At 42.5% G+C, this 11889-nt stretch carries 11 protein-coding genes and 1 tRNA gene; 4 read left to right on the top strand and 8 right to left on the bottom strand.

The features are described from left to right. A partial coding sequence (locus tag Q0C15_RS05610) for a M1 family metallopeptidase (protein WP_297217193.1) occupies nucleotides 1-1217 on the top strand: 1217 nt, incomplete at its 5' end. 46 nt (nucleotides 1218-1263) lie between these two features. Here the strand turns inward: Q0C15_RS05610 and Q0C15_RS05615 are convergent. The 7 genes from Q0C15_RS05615 to Q0C15_RS05645 form a co-directional block, all read right to left on the bottom strand. Then, nucleotides 1264-2910 (bottom strand): thiamine pyrophosphate-dependent enzyme, encoded by a 1647-nt coding sequence (locus tag Q0C15_RS05615; protein WP_297217195.1) that lies wholly within the window; start codon nucleotides 2908-2910, stop codon nucleotides 1264-1266. Between the two features lie 222 nt (nucleotides 2911-3132). Next, on the bottom strand, nucleotides 3133-3342 hold the full coding sequence (locus Q0C15_RS05620) for a hypothetical protein (RefSeq protein WP_153280154.1): 210 nt from the start codon (nucleotides 3340-3342) through the stop codon (nucleotides 3133-3135). After that, nucleotides 3317-4291, bottom strand: a complete 975-nt coding sequence (locus tag Q0C15_RS05625; protein WP_110641322.1) for an ROK family protein — start codon at nucleotides 4289-4291, stop codon at nucleotides 3317-3319. The genes Q0C15_RS05620 and Q0C15_RS05625 overlap by 26 nt, the downstream gene beginning before the upstream one ends. Before the next feature lie 63 nt (nucleotides 4292-4354). After that, complete coding sequence (aroC, locus tag Q0C15_RS05630; RefSeq protein ID WP_110641324.1) at nucleotides 4355-5437, bottom strand: chorismate synthase; 1083 nt, start codon at nucleotides 5435-5437, stop codon at nucleotides 4355-4357. Between the two features lie 79 nt (nucleotides 5438-5516). Further along, on the bottom strand, nucleotides 5517-6089 hold the full coding sequence (locus tag Q0C15_RS05635) for a 2,3-diphosphoglycerate-dependent phosphoglycerate mutase (protein ID WP_110641326.1): 573 nt from the start codon (nucleotides 6087-6089) through the stop codon (nucleotides 5517-5519). A gap of 227 nt (nucleotides 6090-6316) precedes the next feature. Continuing rightward, complete coding sequence (locus tag Q0C15_RS05640; RefSeq protein WP_110641328.1) at nucleotides 6317-7075, bottom strand: SDR family oxidoreductase; 759 nt, start codon at nucleotides 7073-7075, stop codon at nucleotides 6317-6319. A 134-nt stretch (nucleotides 7076-7209) separates the two neighbouring features. Beyond that, nucleotides 7210-8013 carry a GNAT family N-acetyltransferase gene (locus Q0C15_RS05645; RefSeq protein ID WP_297217202.1) on the bottom strand — a complete coding sequence of 268 codons (804 nt, stop codon included), beginning with the start codon at nucleotides 8011-8013 and terminating at the stop codon, nucleotides 7210-7212. Between the two features lie 491 nt (nucleotides 8014-8504). Between Q0C15_RS05645 and Q0C15_RS05650 the strand changes: the two genes are divergently transcribed. Beyond that, nucleotides 8505-8578, top strand: a tRNA-Arg gene (locus tag Q0C15_RS05650). 574 nt (nucleotides 8579-9152) lie between these two features. Beyond that, complete coding sequence (locus Q0C15_RS05655; RefSeq protein WP_297217203.1) at nucleotides 9153-9929, top strand: SDR family oxidoreductase; 777 nt, start codon at nucleotides 9153-9155, stop codon at nucleotides 9927-9929. Nucleotides 9930-10063: 134 nt separating this feature from the next. On the opposite strand, the gene Q0C15_RS05660 is transcribed toward Q0C15_RS05655, so the two are convergent. Then, entirely contained in the window at nucleotides 10064-11047 is a 984-nt protein-coding gene (locus Q0C15_RS05660; RefSeq protein WP_297217205.1) for a mannonate dehydratase, read from the bottom strand. A gap of 213 nt (nucleotides 11048-11260) precedes the next feature. On the opposite strand from Q0C15_RS05660, the gene Q0C15_RS05665 reads away from it, so the two are divergent. Beyond that, nucleotides 11261-11889, top strand: a 629-nt coding sequence (locus tag Q0C15_RS05665; RefSeq protein ID WP_297217207.1) for a TrmB family transcriptional regulator, incomplete at its 3' end; no start/stop codon positions are given.

The following is an 11889-nucleotide window of genomic DNA, read 5'->3' on the forward strand; positions in this document are numbered from 1 at the left end:
AGTATCTAAACGATCATAAGTATGGAAACGCTGAGGGTTCAGATCTCTGGACTGCCATTGAAGACGTGTCAGGTAAACCGGTGAAGAGGGTCATGGAGTACTGGATAAAAAATCCAGGATACCCGGTCATAGAGGCCAGCACAGAGGGTAAGAAGATCGTGCTGAACCAGAAACGCTTCCTTCTTGAGGGAGATGAGAAAAAGGCATGGCCAATACCTGTAAACATCAAGAGAGGCCACGGTGTTGAAAAGATTCTTGTAGAGGGCAAGACGGAGATAGAAAGGGAAGACTTCATAAAGCTCAACGCAGATAGCACCGGATTCTACAGAGTTCTGTACGACGACAAAACTTTCAGTTCCGTGATCGATCACTACGCTGACCTTTCTCCGCTGGATCGCTTAGGCATAGTTGACGATCTCTTTGCTTTCCTTCTATCAGGAACGATAGATCCGGAAACATACAGAGAAAGAATAAGGAACTTTTTCAACGACGATGATCATAACGTAATAACATCGATAGTAGGCCAGATGGAGTATCTGCACATGCTGACGCACGCCTTCGACGATGAAGCCAGGGCATTCTGCAGATCCAGGGTTGAGTATCTGATGGAGAAGAAAGACGAGAACCTCAGAATAGCCCTTGGACGTGTATCTAGGTTGTATGTGATAGTGGATGAGTCCTATGCTGAGGAGATGTCGAAGCAGTTCAAAGATCTTGATTCTGCTGATCCTGAGATGAGAAATTCTATAGCAACTGCCTATGCCCTTGTCACTGGGGATCTGAAGGGACTTCTGGAGAAATTCAGATCCATAGACAGGGACGAGGATCGCGTACGTATAATATCTGCCTTCGGCAAACTGAAATCATCAACCGATCTCTCGACTATATATGGAATGATAGAGAAGACTGAGATAAAGAAACAGGATATGATAACCTTCTTCAGCTCTGCGATGGAGACCTTGCCTGGCCGTGAATTCCTATTTGCGAACCTGGACAGGATAGTAAGGCTTGTCATAAGGTACTTCACAGGAAACCGCACGGCATCAAGAACGGTAGAGATGATGCTGCCTGTGATAGGCCTGGATCATCCAGAAGCCGAGGAGATAATGAGGAACATAGGATCAAGGAACATAAGCATGGGCCTGGCAAAGGGCATAGAGCTGTTAAATGTCAACAAGAAGCTCCTCGAGAGACTGAAGCAGTCAGGTTCAAAATAATATGATCTTATTTTTACTTATTTTCTAAATAAAAGGAATCAATGGATCATTCCAGCTTTTCTCGCAGTATTGATGTCACATATCCCTTTATCTGAGAAAATATGAGCTTCGGTGGCATCGGGCGTTCATCTGCATAAACCACAGCATCGAGCACGGCTGGGCCACTGATCCTGAGAAATTCATCCACAACCTCTTCTATCCTTTCTGGATCCTCAACCCTTATCCCCGTTATCCCCATCGCCTCGGCAATCTTGGCAAAGTCTGGATTCATAAGATCAACACCCCATTCTGGGTATCCCATGACTTCCTCCTCAAACTTTATCATTCCCAGCTTTGAATTGTTGTACACAACCACTTTTATCGGCCTAGAATATTTCTTCGCAGTTATGAGCTCCATCATTGTCATTGCAAAGCTCCCATCGCCGGTGATCGCTATGACCTGCCTGTCGGTTGCAAACGAAGCACCCACTGCACCTGGTATGCCAACGCCCATTGTACCAAGCCATGGAGACAGCAGAAAGGTTCGTCCCTGACCGCCATGAATATGTCTTATGGACCAGACAGTCACGTTCCCTGTGTCAACAATGAAGACAGCATCCTTCTCCGCCTTCTTCGATATCACGCTTGTGAGAAATTCAGGTTTTATGGGCTTTGACCTGTCAGATTCAAGCTTTTCCATGTTTGCAATCCAGTCCTGTTTCTCTGCAGTCATCTCCATGTAGAATTTTTCCTTTTTTTCTGAAGGCTTAACCTGACTGAGAAAATCAGAAACCGTACAGTGATAGGCCAGATCAACATGAACTCTCTTACCTATGTTTGACGGATCTATCTCCACCTGAATCATCTTCGCCTTTTCATTTATGAAGGAAACATATGGAAATATTGTTCCAAGAAAGATGATGAGATCCGCCTTCTTCATGGCCTCCACAGAAGGCTTTGTGCCCAGCAGACCAAGCGGCCCCATTACCTTTGGATCCTCGTCGCTGACGAGCCCCTTGGCATTCACGCTGTATATCACCGGTGCACCTATCCTCTCGGCAAATTCGTTCAAACGATCCGTCTCACCGATGGCACCCCTGCCCATGAATATCAACGGCCTCTTGCTGCCGTTTATCATATCTTCTGCCGGTTTTGGATCTATGACAAAGTGCGGATTATCCCTGAAATTATTGTCTATAGATCCTATCTCGGCATTCATTCTCAATACATCTACCGGTAGCGTTATGTGGGATACACCACGCTTGCTGACGCTCTCGCGGAAAGCTCTATTGATGATGTAGAACGCAGATTCAGGATTGACAATCTGTGCATTGAAAACAGAAACATCCTCAAAAAGCCTGTTCAGATCAACTTCCTGAAAATAATCATGATAGATGAGATCAGATTCAACTTGTCCTGTCAGGGCTATGACAGGCACCCTGCTCATCTTTGCTTCGTATAAGCCATTCAGAAGATGTATTGAACCGGGACCGGATGTACCCATGCATACTGTCAGCTGACCGGTCAGCTTTGCCTCGAATGCTGCCTCAAGCGCTGCACCTTCCTCATGTCTTGTCTGCACGAATTCTATCTTGTCCTGAGTCCTTAGGGCATCAACCAGCGGGTTTATGGAGTCTCCGGGTATTCCGTATATTCTTTTTACGCCAAGTTCAGCCAGCGTTTTTATTATCACATCTGCAACCGTACTCGCCATACAAAATGATTAAGCATCATCCTATATAACTTTGATGAAAAATATCTCACTTCAATAATGAGAAATGAGCCGCTGAACTGAGAAATGGCTGCACAGATTTAAGATGAATCGGAAAAACATCCTTCAATTTTATTCCGCGAGCGGGAAGATAGATCCGCACGGTATCAGCATCCAACAGAGACTCAGACGATAATCTATGTCCATTCAAAAATGCCAGAAGAATCAGTAAAGCCTTGACTGAAGATCGCTTCCTTCTGTGAATATATCAGGGGCAAGATCGAATATATCGTATATCGGCTTTTTCTTCTTTCCTATGGGATATGCCGTCTTGTAATTCATGCACAGTGTGCAAGGAGTGGCATAGGATGAGAAATGGCACATTCCGTCTTCGTAGTAGAGGCACATCTCAATACTGCTTTTCTCTCTCGCCATGCATCTCCATCTCCGTGTACAGCGGAACCGATATCGCTGCAAGATCCGATCCATTTTCCAGGCCTGGAACGATCTTGAACGGCCTGTACATGCTCTTAAACTCCTCCTTCACCGCATCATTCAGCGGATCAAACAGATCCTTGCCAGCCTTTGAAATGCCTCCACCTATTATCACCAGTTCGGGATCCAGTGTATTTATTATGTTAACGAGACCGACTGCAAGATAGTATATGGTCTCCTCAAGCATAAGCTGGGAGAACATGTCACCTTGCCTCTTGCCTTCAAACACCTTCTCCGCAGTTATCTCGTTGGGCTTCAACTTGGAAAAGAAATCCGAGTCCCTAACTGCACGCAGGTTTTCAATGACTCTTCTAGCTATGGCCTTACCGCCGGCAAGCGCCTCAAGGCATCCACGCCTTCCGCATCCGCAGGTTGGGCCATTGACCATGATCACATTGTGCCCTATCTCACCAGCCATCCCATGGGCACCGCGGTAAAGTTTTCCATTGATGAATATGCCTCCGCCGATTCCAGTACTCAACGTCATATAGACGAAGTTGTCCACATTCTTACCTGAACCAAAAAGACGCTCAGCTATTGCCGCCGCCTGTGCATCATTTTCCAGAAAAGTATCGGTCTTGTAATAGTCCTGAATTGGTTCAACTATGTTGAAATTGCTCAAACCGAATATGTTCGGTGAGGCTATGACCACGCCTCTGCTCCGATCTACAGGCCCGGCGAATATGATGCCTATCAGATCTGGTTTATCAACATGGGCTTTTTTTAGTGCGGCATCGCCCATTGTTATCATCTCTTCGATCAGTCTCTTTTTTCCCAGATGCTTTACAGTGGGCATTCTGACGTTTGAAAGTATTTTGCCTGAATCGTTACCTACAACAGTTGATATCTTTGTACCACCAACATCATATCCAAGAATATTCAACGACACGTTACTTACATTTTAATTTCATTTATAAGGGTATTGACATTGTTTCCTCTGCCCATATATACCTCATATATCTCCAATGTTGTATCGATCGACGCGCCCTGACTGTATCAGAAGATCAAGAAGAACAAACGAAGTCAGACATTCTATCACCGGAACGGCCCTTATGGCAACGCATGGATCATGCCTGCCCTTAACCGTTATCATGGATGGTTCGCCTTTCTCCAAGTTGACGGTTTTCTGCGGTTTATGTATTGATGGTGTTGGCTTGATGGCAACCGAGAATCTTATGGGCATTCCATTTGTTATGCCACCTAGTATACCTCCGTTATGATTGGTTGTCGTCATAATCTTCCCGTCAACGATTTCAAAGGGATCGTTTGCTTCCGATCCAAGCATTGTGGCCATTCTGAAGCCATCTCCGAACTCTATACCTTTCACAGCTGGTATCGAGAAGATGGCATGCGATATGGCACTCTCAACGGAATCAAAGAACGGTTCTCCCACGCCTCCCGGAAAGTTCTCTATGACCGTATCTATTCTACCGCCCACGCTGTCTCCCTCTTTCATGACCCTCATTATGAGATCATGGGCCTTCGCATCGCATTCAGCATCTGGCATTCTTGTCTCAAAGTCATAGACATCACCGGTGATCCTATCGCATTCGACGTTTCCTATAGATCTCATATAGCTCTTCACCTTTATGCCAGTGTTTTCAAGATAGGCCTTGGCTATGGAGCCAGCCGCAACGATCGGTGCGGTCATTCTACCGGACAGGAAACCACCACCCTCGTAATTTCTGAATTTACCATATTTCAGGAACAACGTGTAGTCGCTGTGGCCTGGCCTAGGATTGTCCTTCAACTCTTGATAATAAGAGGATATTACGTTGGTGTTCCTTATGAGGATCGTTATCGGACTTCCATCGGTATATCCTTCATGGAGGCCGGACACTATCTCAACTCTATCCTCCTCCTTCCTTTGCGACGTCAGGATGCCTGATCCTGGTCTGCGATAATCCATATACCGCTGTATGTAATCAAAAGGTACCTTGAACCCGACCGGAAATCCATCTATCATCGCCCCTACAAGATCACCGTGAGATGAACCAAATATGGAAAGTCTGAGGATATTACCTATACTGAACATGCTTTCATCCTCAGGAAGACCTGATCGATAGGATCAGCATTCAACCTGATATGGCAAATGATAGCATATCTATATATATTCATTTTCTAAAGTGGTTCTTCACGGATTCGCTCAGTATAAGGGATCCTATTGTCAGAACGCGTTCCTCTTTTACAAGGACGGCTGACATGGAAGCATTCTTGATCTCGACGCTGAAACAATCAAACTCCCCAAGGCCAAGAAAATCGCAGAGAAGGCTCTTTATCGGATATGCATGGCTAACGATTATATAGCTGCCATCGTAATCGCTGACAAGCGATCGCATCCTCCTAACGTGAGATTCCCATGGTTCCATCTCCAGTTCTTCCCTTGTACCGTACGGGATCTCCGTTATTCTGCTGTTATTATAGGGCCCAAATTCAGATTCTCTAGCGCGTTCATCCTTCACTATGGATAATCCTGTAGCAGATGCTATTATCTGAGCGCTCTGATAAGCACGGAGTATAGGGCTTGATATTATACCATCAAAATCAAGTTCCGCCAGTTGAGCTGCAGTTCTCTGAACCTGAAATACGCCATTCTCCGTTAGCGGATAGCGATCCTCATCGGTGGATATTATACCGTAAACATTTGTCTCGCTTTCTCCGTGCCTGACAAGAATGGCTTTTTCCATTGGAGCATGATATCTTTTTCAATTATTATCTTTTTGAGCTGATCGCGGTGATCGTGATCTGAAAATAGAGATGGTGTCAGAAAAACGAAGGAAGCATAATTGCGGGATCTAAAAAATAGGTTTATGGCAGATCTAGGTTCATAATATGGGTTTATACGGAATTATCAATTAATTCATATATTTCCTTTTTCAGGATAGAGTTTTATAATATGCTTAAAAGTACCACATCAAAGCGGAAATTTGGTTATTCCACCATCTACAGGTATATTTGCACCGTTGATATACGAGGATCTGTCTGAGAGGAGGAATTCAACGACCTCACCTATCTCCTCCGGCTCAGCCACCCTGCGAAGTGGAACGTCTCCGCTCAGTCTCCGCATACCCTCTGCCCGATCTATGCTATTTTTGATAACGTCGCGCAATCTATCGGTATTTACATAGCCTTGAGATATCGTATTTATTCTCACACCGAATTTTGATACCTCGAGTGAAATATTCTTTGCGAGTGATACCACTGCAGATCGGATCGATGATGATAGTGAAAAACCTTCCATGGGTTCTCTTACAGTCATCGAAGTCACGTACACGATGGATCCACCCTTCAGCCTTATCATATCCTTCAGCGCTTCCCTTGTAAGTCTTATCGTAGACATCAGAATCATATCTAAAGCGTATTTCCAGTCATCTTCGCTTAGATCCAGAAACGAGGCGACTCTTGGATCGCCATAATTGACTACAAGATTTTCTATGCTTCCATAGATCTCGCGATGTTTTTCTAACACCTTCCCTATATCTTCGGATCTTGAAAGATCCGCACCAATTGTCACCGGCTCATTCCCATACTTGCTTTTCAATACATTCTTAACGGCCTGAAGCTTATTTTCGTCTCTTGAAAAAAGCGTCATTTTGTATCCACATCTTGCAAGTACCTCAGCGATGCCTTTTCCAATTCCGCTGGACGCTGCAGAGACTATCACATTTGGCATAATCTGTTTAACATGCCATCATATTATTAAATTTGCTCGTTTCATTCGTATGTAAATTTTATGACAAAAAACCATATGAAAATTTTTCAAATTATTTGATCTTAAATAGATAATCCGCTACATGAGACATTATATCATGAATCGTATGTGAATTCCCATATCAACATTGAGGAAGATGGTGTAAATGTAAGATCCTTCGAGATATCTTTTCGTACATAGAACATGATCCGGCCATCCAGCTTTCTATTTTCATCTATGAAAGATGAGACGTCATCGCTATCGTTAATAACGAAATCTATACCTCCTTCATATTGATCAAAATATATTAAATTAGCCGAATCCACTATGAAATTGTTTCTGTAAGATTCGTATATCTGATACATGTGCTCAGAACATATGTATTTCCAATCAACTAGAACGCATCTGTATCTGCCAGAATACTCAGCTATCGATGGAACGATATTTATGGTAGTTCCCTCTCTATTTTCGAATGTATAAACTTCATACTCATCGATAGGATGGAAGCCCAGCTTTTTGACTAGATTGAGTGAGGGGGTATTCCATGAATATACTGCCGATCTTAGTCTTTTAGCCTTATCCCTGAGAAAATCAATCGTTTCTTGCATTATTCTCAGCCCATATTTAGAGCCCCTGTGTTCAGGATCCACCCTCAATCCACCAAGCATGATCGATCCATCAGAAAGTTTATCAAAATGGATCGTTGCAACAGGTGAACCATCAACTCTGAGAACATATACCGAACCTTCCTCAACCCATTTCTCTATAATCTTATCGACGTAGTCATCCATTGTACCTGTATTTCCGATGGTTCTGTAAAGATCATTATAATATCCGACTCTCCACGTATTGGATGTGAATCGCTTTATCTCATCAACATCTGAATGTGTACCTCGATCAAAGACGACATGTTTGGACATGTGCAACCTCCATCATTTGGCAATAGAGAAGCATTACTCAAATGAAATGCCTAAAATCATCATTTCATTCGTTATCAATATTCTATCATTTATGTTTTTCTTTCATTAATATCTGCATTAATCGCTATATCACATTCATTATGGCTTTTATGAGATCAAGATATATCTTATTTCTGCATTAAAAGTACTTCTATATTTTCTTCTCTTAGGAAAACTATTATATTCCATAGTGTATAAATTAAATATAAGATGCTCCACTCCAAAATCCTTCAGGTCATCATTCAGTATTTAATTTGAACCTGTAAGAAGTCTTTCTCCTACAAATATCCTGGACGTCATATAACTAATAATAAGAATGAAAAGGATACGATAAGTCTTCTCTCAAATGTACTTGATCTCATTGTAATGATTGAATATATTATGTATCAGAACAGACGAACATGGCAACACGATCTACGAGTTACTCATATACTATATCACGATTATCCCATGGGCCTGTGAGGTAGCCAGGATATCCCATCGGCCCTCGGAGCCGACAACCCGGGTTCAAATCCCGGCAGGCCCGTTTTCTATGCACTGCCAGATACATCAAAGCTGAATCTTCGAGCCTCCTTTCAGTGAAAACATCTATACGCATGTGTAGATTCCGGAAGAGCCTCATATCGAGATGTATACAGGCGTGGTTTCGAGCTATACAAGTCCTATTCCTATAAATCTTGCAAAGTATTTGTTGAGTATTTCCAGGGGAAAATAGCCTATATACTTTTCCAAAAAGTCTAATTTTTCAAACATTACACAAACTCTCATTTTTCAATAATTCATTTTTCAGGCATTTACTCGACATATGCGGATCATGTCTTTTATTAGAAGTAAATACTTTTTCACTAATCGATCCAACTATTCTATTGATGTTTTGTGATGAGATACAGATTCTCCTCCTTCTCTGCGGGATACTACCTCATGAATATCATAGTAGACTTATGAATTATTCTTCTTACTGGTAAATATCATCGATAGTTTCTCAACGATATTCAAAATCAAAATTCGCAGTTGGCTGCTATTATTTCAATTTATATTTTATATGGTCAGTATATTACATAACGGAAAGGAAAAGTATAGAAAATGCATCTGAGAGTCGTATGTACAAGGATCTAAACGGAAAGACTGTATTGATCACTGGAGGTACCAGAGGCATTGGAAAAGCTATAGTAGATAGATTCAGGCTGGAGAGATGCAACGTCATTTCATTTTCAATAGATGATCCGGAGGAAAAAGACAATGGTGTAATGTATCTAAGGGGTGACGTCTCAAATCTTAATGATGTTAGGCTTGCCGTGAACAAAGTCAAAGAAAAATTCGGAAAGATAGACGTCCTAGTTAACAACGCAGGGATTGAGGAATATGCCCCTTTGGATATGACCAACGAAAATATGTGGAACCGGATAATGAGCGTCAATGTAAATGGCATATACAACGTCTCAAGGGAAGTTATAAAAATTATGAAGGTCAATGGCGGAGGGAGTATAGTCAATATTTCTTCTGTACAGGCTAACATCGTAACAAAGAATGCTGCTGCCTATGTAACATCAAAACATGCAATAATCGGCATAACGAAGAGTATAGCCCTTGATTATGCCCCGCTGATACGATGCAATGCTGTTCTTCCAGCAACAATAGATACACCGCTTGTTGATAAGGCAGCTAAACTGGAGGTGGGTGATGATCCGATCAAAATAAGAAAGAAAAAGGAGGAGTGGGCCCGATCACATCCGATGCTCAGAATCGGAAAGCCTGAAGAAGTGGCCAATGCGGTGGCATTCCTTGCATCAGATGAGGCATCATTCATAACAGGCGTGTCTTTGCTTGTCGATGGGGGTTTGAGCATAAAGGCACCAATAAGTACGCCGGATACATGAATACAAACAGAATGTTGATTTCATCGTTGTTTTAGAGACTCGAATAAAATAGTTGCATTGACCCATATAGGCATTCTAAATTATCCATCTGATGATACTTCGGATAAGATAAAGACGGAAAATATAATTATGGTTCAACTGTGAGAATTCGCAGCATCGCGCAGTCCATTTATGTATCCTATAGCGTATAGACGGCCGAGATAGGAATAACCTGGCACAGTTGCATCATCTGAAGATAGAGTGGGTACGTGATCAACGCGCATAATCCCATCAAAATCCACATCGTTATATGCCCTCATGCATTCATAGGCATCCGTTTTGCCGTGCCCTATGAGTGTCTCTGTAAAATTGTTCTTATCTCCAACTACGTCTCTGAAGTGCACAAAGGATATCCTCATGTTGAAATGCCTTATGACGGCCGGCAGATTATCCGTCATCAGCGTGAAATTACCCTGACATAGCGCTATGCCATTGTAATCGCTTCTATTTAGTTCCAAGAGCTTATCATATGCCTCTATCGTGTTCATTATTCTCGGGATGCCCATCAGATCAGGTATTGGAGGATCATCAGGGTGCATGGCCAGTTTTACATCATTTTCCTCCGCAATAGGAACTATGAAATCAAGAAATTCCTTAAGATTCTTCCACAGATCCGATCTTTCTATTCGGATATGATATTTTTCAGCATTTTCAACGTCGCTGTATCTGAAACCTGAAACTTTGCCAAACTCACTGTTGATGTGCGTCGACGTCCGCACCCATCCGATACCCGCCATCCAATTGTAGCACCACAGCTTTATACCAAGCTTTCCGAAATTTTCCATCATATGAGCGATATGATCCATATCCTCTTCCTTGCCTTTAAGGCCCAGTTTTATCCTTTCCATTGGCGGATTATCTTCTATGGCCACAAGACTAAAGCCACTATCGGAAAGCATGTTCTTATATTTCAAAAGCGAAAGGTATCCCCATGGCTCATCTTCGCTGTGCATCCTCCAGTCGCTGAACCATCTCGGCAAAACGCCGACGGCATGCCTCACGCCTATTTGTTTCAACATTTCCCAGTACTTATTCGGTCGATCTTCAGTGAGCATCTCAGCAATATCAAAATCAAGCATGATTAAGAATCTCAGAGGATTATTAATATGCATAGGGTGCAACGATAATTTTGAATTGCACATGCCATCAAATTAACACTAGATTTCTTGAGAGAGCTGATAACTCAATTAAGAAAAACATTAATTTTCATGATCCAATGACCTTAGATTTATCAATGAACCATAATATTTGATGCATCTAAACTTATTTATCTGTTTTTCAATAACATGGTAATGGAAAATGACATATTCTCCGGTCTCTCAAAATTCGGGCTTTCTCCATACGAGATCAAGATATACGAGGTACTGGTGCTAAAGGGACCGATGAGTTCAACCGAGGTGGTGAAACTCACCGGTATACCGCAGCCCAGAGTATACGATCTCTTTAACTCTCTTATCAAAAAGGGTTTCATAGAGGAGAGCATGGGAAAGAAAAAGATATACAAGGCCATACCAGTATCGCAGGTTTTGAAGCGAGAAAGAGACTGGCTTGATTCCTATTCCCTTAACCTTCAGCGTTATGTTGAGAATAAGAAGATGTACCCTGACAGATATTCTACCTTCCTTTCGCTTGTGGAAGGTTATGACGGCATAATACAGAAGATGCAAAGCATGATCAATGAGGCAGAGAATGAGATCATAATTTCTTTATCCAGCCATAAATTCTATGATCTGAAAGAATACCTGCAAAGAGCCTCAAGTCGTGGAGTCACCGTGGCGGTACTTGTCTTTACCGATGAGGACGTTCAGTTTGAAGGGCAGGCCATAGTCAGAACGATACACGGAAAGCCAACTGAAATGGCTATCTCTGACAGAAGATCATGTATCATAAGCGTGGAGGCGGAGAAGGGCAACAGTGAATA

The sequence above is a fragment of the Thermoplasma sp. genome, assembly GCF_023256435.1.
Lineage (GTDB): Archaea > Thermoplasmatota > Thermoplasmata > Thermoplasmatales > Thermoplasmataceae > Thermoplasma.

Bases quoted from the DNA above. Each gene is read 5' to 3' on its own strand.
- Q0C15_RS05615 (WP_297217195.1), bottom strand. From the start codon at position 2,910: ATGGCGAGTACGGTTGCAGATGTGATAATAAAAACGCTGGCTGAACTT.
- Q0C15_RS05620 (WP_153280154.1), bottom strand. From the start codon at position 3,342: ATGGCGAGAGAGAAAAGCAGTATTGAGATGTGCCTCTACTACGAAGAC.
- aroC (WP_110641324.1), bottom strand. From the start codon at position 5,437: ATGTTCAGTATAGGTAATATCCTCAGACTTTCCATATTTGGTTCATCT.
- Q0C15_RS05635 (WP_110641326.1), bottom strand. From the start codon at position 6,089: ATGGAAAAAGCCATTCTTGTCAGGCACGGAGAAAGCGAGACAAATGTT.
- Q0C15_RS05640 (WP_110641328.1), bottom strand. From the start codon at position 7,075: ATGCCAAATGTGATAGTCTCTGCAGCGTCCAGCGGAATTGGAAAAGGC.
- Q0C15_RS05645 (WP_297217202.1), bottom strand. From the start codon at position 8,013: ATGTCCAAACATGTCGTCTTTGATCGAGGTACACATTCAGATGTTGAT.
- Q0C15_RS05655 (WP_297217203.1), top strand. From the start codon at position 9,153: ATGTACAAGGATCTAAACGGAAAGACTGTATTGATCACTGGAGGTACC.
- Q0C15_RS05660 (WP_297217205.1), bottom strand. From the start codon at position 11,047: ATGCTTGATTTTGATATTGCTGAGATGCTCACTGAAGATCGACCGAAT.